This window comes from Ruegeria sp. CDSB136, from assembly GCF_059610965.1.
The window spans coordinates 141,707-155,420 of sequence record NZ_JBXWOP010000007.1 but is presented as its reverse complement, the minus strand read 5'-3'; the positions used below and the strand labels follow the sequence as shown (position 1 = coordinate 155,420).

12 protein-coding genes are annotated in these 13,714 nt (G+C 57.9%); 5 read left to right on the top strand and 7 right to left on the bottom strand.

From position 1 onward, the window contains the following. Positions 1-19: 19 nt before the first annotated feature. A complete protein-coding gene (locus AC2FIR_RS09750; protein WP_480536255.1) occupies positions 20-829 on the bottom strand; it encodes a DeoR/GlpR family DNA-binding transcription regulator in 810 nt (269 codons plus the stop codon). A gap of 181 nt (positions 830-1,010) precedes the next feature. On the opposite strand from AC2FIR_RS09750, the gene AC2FIR_RS09745 reads away from it, so the two are divergent. The 5 genes from AC2FIR_RS09745 (at position 1,011) to AC2FIR_RS09725 (ending at position 8,380) form a co-directional block, all read left to right on the top strand. Further along, positions 1,011-1,955, top strand: a complete 945-nt coding sequence (locus tag AC2FIR_RS09745) for an ABC transporter substrate-binding protein (RefSeq protein ID WP_496715371.1) — start codon at positions 1,011-1,013, stop codon at positions 1,953-1,955. 78 nt (positions 1,956-2,033) lie between these two features. Further along, complete coding sequence (locus AC2FIR_RS09740) at positions 2,034-3,056, top strand: quaternary amine ABC transporter ATP-binding protein (protein WP_480492202.1); 1,023 nt, start codon at positions 2,034-2,036, stop codon at positions 3,054-3,056. After that, entirely contained in the window at positions 3,053-5,044 is a 1,992-nt protein-coding gene (locus AC2FIR_RS09735; protein ID WP_496745938.1) for an ABC transporter permease, read from the top strand. The genes AC2FIR_RS09740 and AC2FIR_RS09735 overlap by 4 nt, the downstream gene beginning before the upstream one ends. Before the next feature lies 1 nt (position 5,045). Continuing rightward, on the top strand, positions 5,046-5,927 hold the full coding sequence (locus AC2FIR_RS09730; protein WP_496762230.1) for a phosphotransferase: 882 nt from the start codon (positions 5,046-5,048) through the stop codon (positions 5,925-5,927). Between the two features lie 8 nt (positions 5,928-5,935). Next, complete coding sequence (locus AC2FIR_RS09725; protein ID WP_496762225.1) at positions 5,936-8,380, top strand: GcvT family protein; 2,445 nt, start codon at positions 5,936-5,938, stop codon at positions 8,378-8,380. A 207-nt stretch (positions 8,381-8,587) separates the two neighbouring features. Here the strand turns inward: AC2FIR_RS09725 and AC2FIR_RS09720 are convergent, their stop codons facing one another. The 6 genes from AC2FIR_RS09720 to AC2FIR_RS09695 form a co-directional block, all read right to left on the bottom strand. Further along, complete coding sequence (locus AC2FIR_RS09720) at positions 8,588-9,478, bottom strand: DMT family transporter (protein ID WP_496745932.1); 891 nt, start codon at positions 9,476-9,478, stop codon at positions 8,588-8,590. Then, entirely contained in the window at positions 9,475-10,194 is a 720-nt protein-coding gene (locus AC2FIR_RS09715; protein ID WP_496745930.1) for a TfuA-like protein, read from the bottom strand. The genes AC2FIR_RS09720 and AC2FIR_RS09715 overlap by 4 nt, the downstream gene beginning before the upstream one ends. Beyond that, positions 10,191-11,384: a YcaO-like family protein gene (locus AC2FIR_RS09710; protein WP_496762223.1), complete on the bottom strand. Its 1,194-nt coding sequence runs from the start codon at positions 11,382-11,384 to the stop codon at positions 10,191-10,193. Before AC2FIR_RS09710 ends, AC2FIR_RS09715 begins: the two co-directional genes overlap by 4 nt. A gap of 105 nt (positions 11,385-11,489) precedes the next feature. Next, entirely contained in the window at positions 11,490-11,951 is a 462-nt protein-coding gene (locus AC2FIR_RS09705; RefSeq protein WP_480492193.1) for a hypothetical protein, read from the bottom strand. Beyond that, a complete protein-coding gene (locus tag AC2FIR_RS09700) occupies positions 11,941-12,825 on the bottom strand; it encodes a DUF5666 domain-containing protein (protein WP_496745995.1) in 885 nt (294 codons plus the stop codon). The genes AC2FIR_RS09705 and AC2FIR_RS09700 overlap by 11 nt, the downstream gene beginning before the upstream one ends. Positions 12,826-12,827: 2 nt before the next feature. Beyond that, complete coding sequence (locus AC2FIR_RS09695) at positions 12,828-13,646, bottom strand: DUF6502 family protein (RefSeq protein ID WP_496762221.1); 819 nt, start codon at positions 13,644-13,646, stop codon at positions 12,828-12,830. Positions 13,647-13,714 lie beyond the last annotated feature (68 nt).

The following is a 13,714-nucleotide window of genomic DNA, read 5'->3' as shown; positions in this document are numbered from 1 at the left end:
CTGCGTCACGGGCACAAGCTTAATCGGGAACGACAAGATCAATTTCGTTCAGCGCGAGCATTGAACGAATCTCCTGTGACGGCTGGGTGTCTGTGAAGAACAGATCGATTTTGCCTGATGCTTCCAAAGTGACCGGTGCGCGTTTGCCCAGTTTCTCTCCATCTGCCACCACCACGCGAACTTGTGCCCGGTCAATCGCAATACGGGCCAGGTTGGCCTCTTGCAGATCGTGCAGCATAAAGCCCAGATCCGCGTTGACCGCACCTGCCGACAGTACCGCAAACCTGACGTTCAGTCGCTTGATCAGGTCCTGAGCCTCCACACCAAACGCGCCGCCATCGTGGGGGCGCAACTCGCCACCGGCCATGAAAACCCTGTTGTTGTTTCTTGAGGCCAGTTCATTGGCGACGAAAACGGAATTGGTGACGATAAACAGACCCTTATGATCCCTGAGAGCCCTTGCGACATAGGCTGTGGTCGATCCGATATCAAGAAACACGGAATCCCCATCGCTGATGATCTTCGCAACGGCCTTGGCCAGTTTTTCCTTGGCGTCGACCTTTTTGTCCAGACGGCTTTCCAGCGTTGGTTCCAGGATGTCTTCGACCAGATGAACACCGCCATGGACCTTTCGCACGATACTGCGCTCTTCCAGATTGCGAACATTGCGTCTGATGGTTTCCAACGTGACGCCCAGTTGATTGGCCAGAAAGCTTACCCGGCACGATCCGCCGGCTTGAAACAGCTCTCGCAGGATCTCTTCTTCGCGTTGATTGGTCGTCTTTAGGTTCATGTTCTCGGGCATTGGATATCGATCTTGAGGTGGCATTCAGGCATATCACAACACCCACAGAAAGCAACGCTACACGAAAAATCAACGGTTTGAGCGGCGTGATTTGAGTATTTATGTGGCTTTACGTGGTTTTTATTGACACAAAACCCCACGATATGGTCGTCTAGAGAGAATACCACCGATTCACCAGAAAAAACCACGACAGGGAGATGGTATGATGAAACGCAATCTGGGACTCTGTGCACTTGCCTTGGTAGCTGCCGGCGTGACCTCGGCGGCATGGGCCGCAGAGTCGACCGACCCGATAAAACTGACACTGCACGACTGGTCCGGTCAGCTAATCAACACCAAGATCATGGGCTCGATCCTGCAAGAGGCGGGATACAACGTCGAATACGTTCAGGCGGACTACATCGCACAATTCGCAGGCCTGAAGACGGGCGACCTGCATCTGGCGATGGAAATCTGGGAAACCACCGGACGCGAGGCTCTGGACGAGGCGACCGCCACCGGCAATGTCGTCAATGTCGGCGAAACCGGCCTGATGGCGATCGAGGAATGGTGGTATCCGTCCTACATGAAAGACCGCTGCCCGGGTCTGCCCAACTGGGAAGCGCTGAAAGACTGTGCCGAAGAATTCGCAACGGCCGAGACTTCACCAAACGGGCGCTACGTTGGCGGCCCTGTAACCTGGGGCGGATTTGACGAAGAGCGTGTCGAGGCGCTGGAGCTTGAGTTTGAAGTTGTCCATGCTGGAACCGATGCGGCCTTGTTTGCAGAACTGGAATCCGCCTATCAGCGGGAAGACCCGATCATGCTGTGGGTTTACGTACCCCATTGGGCGCCCGCGAAATATGACGGCGAGTTCGTGGAGTTTCCGCCTTTCTCGGCCGAATGCTACAGCGATCCGTCGGTCGGTGTGAACCCGAGCCTGGCCTACGACTGCGGCAAGCCGCGTGGTCCGATCTGGAAAGCGGCCTGGTCCGGTTTGCAGGAAAAATGGCCCGGGGCTTATGACATCATCGAGGCCTACAATATCAACAACGATGAAATGAGCGCGATGGTCGGAAAGGCCGATCTGGAAGGCGTGGAAATCGATACGGTTGTTGCGGATTGGATGGATACTAACAAGGACCGCTGGTCCGGCTGGATCTCCAAGTAATCCGCCTTTTGCCGGAGCGGGCAAGCTCCCTCTCCCCACCCGTTCCGGCCTTTTCCATTCTCTGACTGGACACACCAGATGACCCCCAAGACAAAATTGTCCTGCCGTAATGTATGGAAACTGTACGGTCCAAATGCGGAATCGCTGCTGCGGCAACACCCGAACCCATCGGCGGATGAGATTCGCAACGCAGGCGTCATCGGGGCGGTGCGCAACGCCAATATCGAAATCACCGAGGGAGAGATTTTCGTCATCATGGGCCTGTCCGGATCGGGCAAGTCGACTTTGGTGCGATGCCTGTCACGGCTGATCGAACCAACGGGCGGAGAAGTTCTTTTCGATGACACCGATCTGCTGCGCGCCAACGAGAAAGAGCTGATAGAAATCCGCCGCCACAAGATGGGCATGGTATTCCAGCACTTTGCCCTGTTGCCGCATCTGACCGTTCTGCAAAACGTCATGTTCCCATTGACCATTCAGGCTAAACCAAAAGCCGAGGCAACGGCCAAAGCGCGCGACGTAGTGGAACTGGTGGGTTTGAAAGGACGCGAGGACTACTACCCGCGCGAACTTTCTGGCGGACAGCAACAGCGCGTCGGAATCGCCCGCTCGCTGGTGACGGAACCCGACCTGTGGTTTCTGGACGAGCCCTTCTCGGCCCTGGATCCGTTGATCCGGCGCGAGATGCAGGATGAATTCCTGCGTCTGCAGGAACGTCTGCACAAGACCATCGTCTTTATCACACACGACTTCGAAGAAGCCGTCCGTCTGGCCGACCGCATCGCCATCATGAAAGATGGCCAAGTGATCCAGATCGCCACCCCGGAAGAGCTGGTGATGCATCCCGCCACAGACTACGTGGCCGAATTCACCCGCCATATTCCCCGCTCAAAAGTGCTGACCGTCGGCGGCGTCATGATCGCGGGGGCCAGTGGCGATGGCGATCCCATACCGCAATCAACCCGTGTGTCAGACGTGGCAGAACGGATCATTGCATCGGACACCCCAATCCCGATTTCGGATGAAAACGGCCAGATTGTTGGCGCGATAGATCGCAAGGCCGTGGCGCGTGTGCTGTTCGGCGGCGGAGATGCGGCATGATCCGCCTGAACCGCAGCCAGATTGTCATCCTGACGCTTGTTCTGGTAACGATCCTGCTGGGTTGGTTCGGACGCGATCTGGGCAAGGTGATGGATGCCCGCTGGTTGACGAAATTTCCGTCGGCATGGGTGATCCCGTTCAAAACCTACATTTCCTCTGCCATGACCTGGCTGATTGAGGACGCGGCCATCGGGCCGGTTTCGTTCACCGATATCACACGTGCCATCGCCTGGCTGATTGAACAGCCTTACAACTTTGTTCTGGCGCTGCTTGCCAATGGGTTCGTCAGCGGTTTGGGCAATGACGCTCAGGTCATTTTGCCCGCCATCAGCTGGATCGTGGTGATCACCGCAGTGATCGCGTTGGGCCAGTATTGCCGCGACTGGGCACTGGCCGCGTTGGTTGGTAGCTGTTTCATCTACCTTGCGGTCTTTGGCCAATGGGACAGCGCAATGGTTACATTGGCTTCGGTTCTGATTGCAGTTCCGATCGGCGCGGGCGGAGGGTTGCTGACCGGCATCATCGCCTATCGCAACCCGACCTTCGAACGCATCATCTCGCCCATTCTGGATCTGATGCAGACGATCCCGATCTTCGCCTATCTGGTGCCGATCCTGTTCATGTTCGGCTTTGGCCCGATCTCGGCTCTGGTCGCGACGATCATCTACGCCACGCCTCCGATGGTTCGGATCACGACGCTGGCACTGAAAGCCGTTGACCCCGAGATTCAGGACTTTGGCCGCATGGCGGGCACGACACAGCGGCAGCGAATGTGGCGCGTTCTGGTGCCCTCGGCCAGTCACAGCCTGATGGTGGGTGTCAATCAGGTGATCATGCTGACGCTGAACATGGTCATCATCGCCTCGATGATCGGGGCCGGAGGGCTGGGGTTCGACGTCCTCGCCGCGCTGCGCCGTCTGGACATAGGCGCAGGGTTCGAAGCTGGCATCGCCATCGTTGTTTTGGCCATCGCGGTGGACCGGCTGAGCCAGGCTTTTGCCGAACGGATGGGGCAGGTGCATCATGAGGCGCCGGGCTCGTGGGTCGCCCGCCATCGGCGGACAGTTCTCGTGCTGATCCTGCTGGTCGTTACATGGGTTCTGGGCCAGTTTTCACCCCTGCTGCTGGAATATCCCGAAAGCCAGACGATCACCACGGGTGCCTTCTGGGACAACACTGTCGAATACCTGAACGTCAACTATTTCGACACGTTCGAGGCGATCAAGGTCTTTTTCCTGACCTGGTTCATGATCCCGATCAAGACGGTTCTGCTGGGCATCCCATGGCCCTGGGCCATTGCCATGCTGACGTTGCTGGGCTGGCACGCAGGCGGCTGGAGATTGGCGCTGCTGTGCGGCGGTATGGCCTCGCTGATCCTTGTGTCGGGTCTGTGGTCGAAGGCAATGGTGACGGTATACCTCTGCGGGGCATCGGTCATTCTGGCAACCCTGATTGGAGTGCCTCTGGGCGTGCTGGCGGCCCTGAACAAACGCGCCGGAACGGTGATCAATCTGCTGATCGACACGCTGCAAACTCTGCCCAGCTTTGTCTATCTGATCCCGGTGGTCATGCTGTTTCGGGTCGGCGACTTCACCGCACTGATCGCCATCGTGCTTTACGCATTGGCCCCAGCAGTGCGCTATGCCGCGCACGGTGTGCGTTCGGTCAGCGAAGACCTGATCGAGGCCGGGCTGGTTTCTGGCTGTACCCGCACGCAACTGCTGCGCCATATCCGCCTGCCGATGGCCCTGCCCGAAATCCTGCTGGGCATCAACCAGACGATCATGCTGGCCCTGTCGATGCTGGTCATCACCGCGCTCGTCGGCACCCGCGATCTGGGGCAAGAGGTCTATATCGCACTGACCAAGGCCGACACCGGTCGGGGTCTGGTGGCTGGTCTGTCGATTGCCTTCATCGCCATCATTGCGGACAGGCTGATCAATGCAGGTGCCCGGCAGGCCCGTATCCGCTTTGGACTGGAGAGCTAACATGAGCCATTCCGATCTGATGACCCGCATCCGCGATCTGCCGATCTGGCAAGGAAATATTGAGGCCACGCCTCTGACCGGCGGCATCACCAACATAAACTACAAGATCACCGACGATAGCGGTTCCTACGTGGTGCGTGTCGGAGACGATATCCCCCTGCATCAGGTGATGCGCTTCAATGAACTGGCGGCCAACAGGGCGGCCCATGCGGCTGGGCTTTCGCCTGCCGTGGTTCACGCCACAGGTCACCTGACGGTATTGGAGTTCATCGAAAGCCGCACCTTGTCCGAAGAGGACGTTCGCCACCCCGACATGCTGCCGCGTGTTCTGGACCTGGTGAAAGCCTGCCATATCGAGGTCCCCAAGCATCTGCGCGGCCCGTCGCTGGTGTTCTGGGTCTTCCACGTCATCCGTGACTACGCAGCTACACTCAAGGAACGCGGAAGCACCCATTCGGCTTTGCTCCCTGATCTGGTGAAAATCAGTGACGGGCTCGAAGCTGAGGCGGGACCATATGACATGGTTTTTGGCCACAACGATCTGCTCTGCGGCAACTTTCTGGACGACGGTGCCCGCCTCTGGTTGATCGATTTCGACTATGCCGGGTTTAACTCGCCGCTCTTTGACTTGGGCGGGCTGGCTTCGAACAACGGCCTTTCGCCCGAACAGGAAGACTGGGTGCTGGAGACATATTTTGAAACCCCCGTCACTGGCGATCTGCGCCATCGCTACACGGCCATGAAATGCGCCTCGCTGCTGCGCGAAACGATGTGGAGCATGGTGTCCGAAATCACTTCGGATATCGACTTCGACTACGCAGCCTACACAGCCGAAAACCTCGCGCGGTTCCGCGCGGCCCTGACAGACTTCAAAAACACCTGAGGACAGACATGACCGACCTTCCGAAAACAGCCAAAGCCGTCATCATCGGCGGCGGGATCATCGGCTGCTCGACCGCGTATCACCTGGCCAAGCTGGGCTGGACAGATACGGTACTGCTGGAGCGCAAGAAACTGACCTCGGGTACGACATTTCACGCGGCCGGTTTGGTGGGCCAGCTTCGATCGAACGCCAATATCACGCAGTTGCTGGGCTACTCGGTCGATCTATACAACAAGCTCGAAGAGGAAACCGGGCTCGGCACCGGTTGGAAGATGAACGGCGGCCTGCGGCTGGCCTGTAATGAGGAGCGTTGGACCGAGGTAAAACGCCAGGCCACAACGGCGCATTCCTTCGGTCTGGACATGCAGCTTCTGACCCCTTCCGAAGCGCAGGACCTGTGGCCGCTGATGGACGTCTCTGACGTGATCGGCGCGGCGTATCTGCCGACGGATGGTCAGGCGAACCCGTCGGACATCACTCAGGCGCTGGCCAAGGGCGCGCGCATGGCCGGAGCGAAGATATTCGAGGACACCGGGGTCACCGATATCGAAATCGAAGATGGCAAGATCCGTGCGGTGATTACCGAACATGGCCGGATCGAATGCGAAAAGGTGATCTGCTGTGCCGGTCAGTGGACCCGCACATTTTCGGGACGTTTTGGCGTCAACGTGCCCCTGGTGCCGATGGAGCATCAGTATATGGTGACGGAACCCTTTGACGTGCCTTCCAACCTGCCGACCCTGCGCGACCCGGACCGACTGACATACTACAAGGAAGAGGTCGGCGGGCTGGTCATGGGAGGGTACGAGCCAAACCCGATCCCCTGGGCAACCAAAGGCATCCCGCAGGGCTTCCACTACACGCTGCTCGACAGCAACTTCGATCATTTCGAACAACTGATGGAGCTGGCCCTTGGCCGTGTTCCCGCTTTGGAGAATGCGGGTGTCAAAACGCTGACCAACGGGCCTGAAAGCTTCACGCCCGACGGCAATTTCATCATCGGTGAAGCGCCAGAGTTGCGCAACTTCTTCGTCGGTGCGGGTTTCAACGCCTTCGGCATTGCAGCTGGCGGTGGGGCGGGCATGGCGCTGGCCGAATGGGTCCACAAGGGCGAGCCGCCTTTCGATTTGTGGGCCGCCGACATCCGCCGCTTTGGCCGCCCGCATTTTGACACCGACTGGTTGCGCACCCGCACAGTCGAGGCATACGGCAAGCACTACACGATGGGCTGGCCGCATGAAGAACACGACTCGGGGCGGCCCTGCCGCAAATCTCCGCTCTATGAAACGCTGAAAGATCAGGGCGCGTGCTTTGGTGAGAAACTGGGCTGGGAACGCCCGAACTGGTACGCCGATGCCTCGCTGGGTGAAACAGCCAAAGATGAGTACAGCTTCGGCCGTCAGAACTGGTTCAGTGCCGTGGGCCGCGAACACAAAGCCGCGCGCGAGGCGGCAGTGCTGTTCGACCAGACCTCTTTCGCCAAATTCGCCCTTAAGGGTCCGGATGCGCTGGCCGCTATGAACTGGATCTGCGCCAATGACGTGGACAAGCCCGTGGGCGCGCTGACCTATACGCAGATGTTGAACGACAAGGGCGGGATCGAGTGCGACCTGACCGTGGGCCGCGTCGCGCATGATGAGTTTTACATCGTCACCGGCACCGGCTTTGCCACCCATGATTTCGACTGGATCAGCCGCAATATCCCCGAAGATCTCAACTGTCAGCTTTTTGATATCACCTCATCCAATGCCGTGCTGTCGCTGATGGGCCCGAAAGCGCGCGATATTCTGGCGAAGGTCACGCGCGATGACGTTTCGAACGACCGCTTCAAGTTCGGCACGATTCGCACAATCGGCATCGCCGGGTGCCCGGTCAAGGCACTGCGCGTGACCTATGTAGGCGAGCTTGGCTGGGAACTGCACCTGCCGGTGGAATATGCCCAGACGGTTTATTCCGCCCTGATGGCTGCGGGCCAGCCGCACGGTCTGGTGAACGCAGGCTATCGGGCGATTGAATCGCTGCGGCTCGAAAAAGGGTATCGCGCCTGGGGTGCGGAAATCGGCCCTGACCACACGCCATTCGAAAGCGGGCTGGGCTGGGCGGTGAAGCTGCGCAAGAACGTCGACTTCAAAGGCCGGTCTGCGTCGGAAAAACAAAGGGCCGAAGGCGTCAAAAAGATGCTGGCCTGTTTCACCGTCGACCCGGATGTTATTCTGCTGGGCCGCGAGACGATCTATCGCGACGGCAAGCGCGTCGGCTGGCTGACCTCGGGTGGCCATGGCTTCACCGTGGGCAAATCCATCGGTTACGGCTATGTCCGCAACCCCGAGGGGGTTGACCCGGGATTTGTAACATCCGGCAGGTACGAGCTGGAGGTCGCTACCCAACGCGTTCCCTGCGAAGTCACTTTGCAGCCGCTGTACGATCCGAAAATGGAACGTGTCAAAGCATAAAAGCGACGATACCGGAAGGTTAAGACCTTGTGGTACCGGTAACGTAACAACAGAAGGGAACGGCCAAGCGCCGATACTGGCTTCAGACGGCGGAGTAACTTCCGCCGCGACGCCGGAACTTCATACTGAACTTTCGAGGTTGCTGAGCGACCAAAACCGAAAAGCCGATACCCGTCCGAACCGGAAAGACAGGCGACAAGTTTTGCATCAGAGTCGGTTCTCCTTCCTGGCGGACTGACCAATTGGAAGCGCTGGCAGCAAGCCGCCAATTGCGATCAGCCCTGCCCCGACCCATCCCCAGAAATCCGGCAGGTTGTTCCAGATCGCATAGCCAAAGATGATGGCCCAGATCATCCCGGAGTACTCTACCGGTGCCATCAAGCTGAGCGGCGAAACCGAGCACGCTTTCGTTCGACAATACACGCATAAGGCGCCGAACAGCCCGAGTAGAACAACAAGCCACAAATCCGGCGTCTCGGGCAGGTGGTCCCCAGTCGGAACCAGAAGGACAGCGACCAGAAAAATCGTCAGATATTCATAGCCCGTGATTGCTTCTGGCGTGTCGCGGCGGGACAGGGCGCGCGCCGCCGCAAGACCGAAGGCACTGCAAAAAGCCGCGGCCAGCGGCAGCAAAGCGGCCATGTTCATGCCGACGCCCGGCGGGCGAATAATGAGACATGCACCCAAAGCTCCGGCAACCACCGCTAAGACCTGCAGGACGCTCGCGTGTTCCCGAAAGAACAGGGAAGACAGACACATTGAAATGATCGGGGAAACCATGAAGATGATCGTCACCTCAGCCAGAGGCAGTACCTTCAGACCTGCGATGAAAAAATACATCGTTCCCAAGGTCAGCAAGCCTCGGCCAATCATCAGCGGCCACCGTGGCGACACCATCGAACGCCAGGTCGACGGGGCGATGATCCCGAAGAAAAACAGCAGCCCGAACACGCTTTCGAAGAATATGACCTGAAGCTCAGAATATGTCTGGGCCAGCATTTTTGCGACCGCATCCAGCGCGGACATGAAAAACACGCCCAGCGCAAACAAGATAACTCCGCGCGCGTTCCCTTGAAACTGACGAAGCATGGCGCTCATTGGCCGACCCGGTCGAAAACCGAAGTCCGTTCCAAATAGAACTGCGACGAAAACCTGCCCGGATTCTGCTTTAGGAAGTCCTTCATGAAGGTTAGCATTTCGACCGCATCAGCTTTCTTTACATCAACTTTCCCGTGGTCCAGCCAGTCTTCAAAACGGGCGAGTTCCTTTAGATCAAACCCTTTTTGACGACCGTATTCGATCATGTTGCAATAGGAACGGTGTGAGAAATATGTCCGGCTCATATGCGCTTCAAAAGCTGCTGCGGTTTCTTGTGAAATAACCCCGTTTTCCAACGCAGCCGCCAGCGTGGCCTTGATGTTCACCAATGGTTCAGACAATGCGGGATAACCCAGTTCGGCGGGTCCGTGGTTCAGGGCGACTTCGTCGTCCCGTGTAATCCGGCCAGTGCGGTAATCCTCGAAAACGCACCCGATCCCCTTCATGCCGAAATCGCAAAGCTCGGCGGCTCTTAGCGCTCCCATGCTGGCGCTGCCGAAAACGTGAACGCCTTGGTCAAGCGCCCAAAGTATTTCCTTGTGTAAGACCGAAGGTGTCAGCTGAAAGTACCCGTCAATGATACCGATGGCATGGGGGTTGCGCGCCATCACGGCCATCACATCCCCCTGTGCAGCAGGTGGCAGGTATTCAGCGTCAAGAATACTCAATGCTTCACTTTTCCGGATCGTGGGGCCGCAAAATACGAATATGGTCATTGGGCCGGTTCCAGCTGTCTTTGCGCCCGCACCCCCATTGCGTAGCGCGGGTCGTCGCTTGGACCTTCCAGTCCCGGAACAAGCACACGGACCACCGAAATATGTTTGGCCACATAGTCCGCGGTTATGTCGATGATGTATGCGTCGTGAAGTCCAGCATTCTGCAAGCCCGCTAATATCTGATCCAGATCATCATCCGGGGTTGCTGTTTCCTGCGATTTTCTTGACCCGAACTCAAGCTTTCCGGGCCTTGCGATTGTCTCGTGAAATTCCATTTCGCGATAGAACTCCCTGGACAAGTCATCGCGGGAACCGGTGATCAGCGTCAGCCGTTCCTGTGCGGCTTCTGTCAGCGCGCGGGACAATGCGATTTCGCGGCAAGGGTGACACCCCGCACCGACCGAGGGCCGCGGCAGCAAAACCGGCAGGTTTCCTTTCTCGCATGTCCAGACCAGATATGCAGGCACACCAATGTCCGAAGTGACGTCCCAGATCGCCACATCAATATCCGCGTCTTGGATTTTTTTCAGAATCGCAAGAAGTGAGCCGCCGCAAATCGTATCTTGGTCGATGCGTCGCGCGTCACGATCTGTCCAGGGCAATTGCGACCATAGCGCTATGGCGTCGCGTTCAATGACTTCGCACAAGGCGTGGCAGGCGGCTTCGGCAAAGGTGTTTCCTGACGCCAAGCCGTTGGAGCTTGAAAGGAAGAACCCACTGCCAGGCGGCAAAGGCCGTGTGTAATTTGTGTGTATCAGTTCATATGGCGCCCAGCCCCCGGAATTGCCCCCAAGCGATTTCATCTCCAGCCACAATATCGGCTGGAAGGGATCGAACTGTCTTCCCCTGCATTGCGGCAGAAGATCCGGCTCAACGACATTGTGCGTATACCGGATGTCCTCATAACAGGCGTGAATTACCGGAAAGACGATACGCTCTGCATGAAATATCTCTATGGACTCCATCACCGCCGAGGCGACGGCGGCATCATAAGTGGCCCCTTTTCCCTGCGATACAGCCATCGAGCGGGAATTTGGCCGACACACGACGATTGTCGGCAACCCAACCCGGTCGAGCCCGGTGACATCCGCGATGCGCGTTATCCCGAAAACGGGGAACAGATCGCGCATCAGGTCAACGGTCTGGCCCGGCGGGCGGACCCTGTGTGTGCCTTCGAAATACTGCTTCAAAACCAATCTCTGCCGGAAAGGACAGGGCCCGGGATCTGATCCAGGTTTTATTCCCGGGCCCGTTACCAGAACGCCGAGGTTGGCGTTCTGATCCAGCTGTTAGCCCTAGGCTGCCGGATCAATCTTGGCGCCGTGTTGTGACGGGTCGATCTTGGCTCCGCACTGGGTCGGATCGATTTTCGCACCATGCTGGGTTGGGTCGATTCTTGCACCAAATTGGGTGGGGTCAATCTTTGCGCCGTGCTGCGCCGGATCAATTCTCGCACCAAGTTGCATTGGATCGATCTTGGCGCCAACCTGAGCAGGACTGGAACGGGGCTTACTACCGTTGATTTCCGGTGATCTTGAAATTCCGGTCGATGCCTTGACCGGTGTTTCCACTTTTACACCTGTCCGACCGATTGAGATCAGCCTGCCATCTGGCGCGCGAACAATAGTCTGATTATCCAACATGAAGTAGCTCCTTGGGTTAATTTGGTCTCCTGATCCTTTGGATGTCACCCGGAATTGGCGACGCGCCCTATTACCACAAAATACTGCTAAAATCACGAATGGATCAGCAGCCAAGATCGGCCCGGATCTGGTCCGATTGACGGCTTGTATTTGTGCTGTCCACACCGAGTTGCCCCGCCTGCCCGCACTGGATGACCTGGCTGTTGGGATCAATCATCTCGGGCCTGTCGGTGTACGAAACAAGCCCGCTGCCGAGAACCGTGTAAAGACCACTTGGTTTCGGAACGGATAAATACCCCTGAACCTGCACAATCCCGACAGGACCATCAAACAAGCCAGTTTCGATCCTTTTGGCCTCGATCCCGTCCGACGTCGGCATACCGAAAACTCGGATCACATCGCCGGGTTCCAGGTGCATTGGTCTGATCCCGGTGATCTTGCTGCCTCCTATGACGATATCGCCATTTGGGTCCGGACCCAGATAGGTTCCGCTCAACCGGGCCTGATGATCCATGCCGTTTAACCGTTCGACCCGAGAGGCAAGCAGGCGCTCCCCTTGCCACAAACCGCTGATCGCGACCCAGTCTCCCACTTGCACGTCCGGTTTCTGATCTGGGACTTCAATCCGGGTGCCAAGCACGGTCAGGGTTCCGCTTTTGACATCCGACACTGGCCCGGCGACCGGCAGAACCTGCCGGATTTGCCTTGCGTTCCAACCATCGCCCCTACGCTCGGCTGTGATCGCGACCGTGTGCCCCGGTTGAAGTGACCCGGCGGCTATTGCCGGAACCGAACCTGCCACGGATGCCTGATCGTCAATCTGAATGCGTAACCCGTTCACATGGATACTGCCGAGATGCGTAATCGTTCCGGCGATACCGGTACCAATTATCCCGCCTTCCCGCTCTTCGCTACCCTCTGCGCCGGCGGGGGAGGCCAGTATCAGGATTGTCAGGATTGCGGACAAGGCACGGTGAAACAGGAACATGGTCACTCACTCTTATCCCTGCCTTTGTCCGGCAAGGGCATCACATAAGCGCCCGTCGCAAATCGGCCCGAGTGGCCCTTGCCCTGATCCTTGTCCTGCAGGGATCGGGCCAGCGCGTTAATTTCCTGCAACAACGCCTGTGCCTTTTCATCGGATACCTTGCGCAACTCTTCGATCGAGGCCTCTGAGAGATGTGAATACCGGACAGCGCGGTCGAAATTCCGCCGGGCGCCCGGCTCTGCCAGCAGGTTCTGCGTGGCGGCCAACAGATGTGCGGACAATGTTGCCTGGTACGCTGCGACCTGTTCCGCCCCGCCGCCCGATGGCAGAAAGGCGTGGGTCAAAAGACGCAAATCCCCATCCTGTCCTTGTTCGACGATATTCTGGTCAAGCAGGGTTTTCAGAACGGTACCCGGGGCCATGTCGATACGTGCAAGCCGAACCAGATCGTCAAATCCTGGCCCACCCTCGCTGCCCTTTCGCCGCAGTTTGCGCGGCTCACCGGAGTTGTCCTGAAACTCGGGCGATGTCGCCCAACGGCTGATCACCAACGCGGCCGCACTGCAACTGCGCTTTTCCGGCGCTTCATCATCAAGATTGCGCAGGCGTTTTACATCCTTGCGATGCAGCCCCGTCAAAAGGCTGGCGCGGCTGTCGCTCAGAGGTGTGTCTGAACTGTCTTCAACCGCTTTCAGCAACGCCTTTTTCAGCGCCTCGGTCGCGCTGCCAACAGTGACGCCATGTGCGACCATCGCCTGTGCCAAAGGCTCCAGCAAGGCTGGCAACGCGGATTCAAGAGGTGTCTTGGGGGTCGTCGACATTGCGCTACTCATTAAAGGCCTTTGGCGGATAACATCTGTCACGCATTAACACATTCAACGCTTTCGTG

Coding starts and splice junctions, on each gene's coding strand:
- AC2FIR_RS09720 (WP_496745932.1), bottom strand. CDS start 9,478: ATGAGCGCCATGCTTCGTCAGTTTCAAGGGAACGCGCGCGGAGTTATC.
- AC2FIR_RS09740 (WP_480492202.1), top strand. CDS start 2,034: ATGACCCCCAAGACAAAATTGTCCTGCCGTAATGTATGGAAACTGTAC.
- AC2FIR_RS09745 (WP_496715371.1), top strand. CDS start 1,011: ATGAAACGCAATCTGGGACTCTGTGCACTTGCCTTGGTAGCTGCCGGC.
- AC2FIR_RS09725 (WP_496762225.1), top strand. CDS start 5,936: ATGACCGACCTTCCGAAAACAGCCAAAGCCGTCATCATCGGCGGCGGG.
- AC2FIR_RS09735 (WP_496745938.1), top strand. CDS start 3,053: ATGATCCGCCTGAACCGCAGCCAGATTGTCATCCTGACGCTTGTTCTG.
- AC2FIR_RS09715 (WP_496745930.1), bottom strand. CDS start 10,194: ATGACCATATTCGTATTTTGCGGCCCCACGATCCGGAAAAGTGAAGCA.
- AC2FIR_RS09700 (WP_496745995.1), bottom strand. CDS start 12,825: ATGTTCCTGTTTCACCGTGCCTTGTCCGCAATCCTGACAATCCTGATA.
- AC2FIR_RS09750 (WP_480536255.1), bottom strand. CDS start 829: ATGCCACCTCAAGATCGATATCCAATGCCCGAGAACATGAACCTAAAG.
- AC2FIR_RS09695 (WP_496762221.1), bottom strand. CDS start 13,646: ATGTCGACGACCCCCAAGACACCTCTTGAATCCGCGTTGCCAGCCTTG.
- AC2FIR_RS09730 (WP_496762230.1), top strand. CDS start 5,046: ATGAGCCATTCCGATCTGATGACCCGCATCCGCGATCTGCCGATCTGG.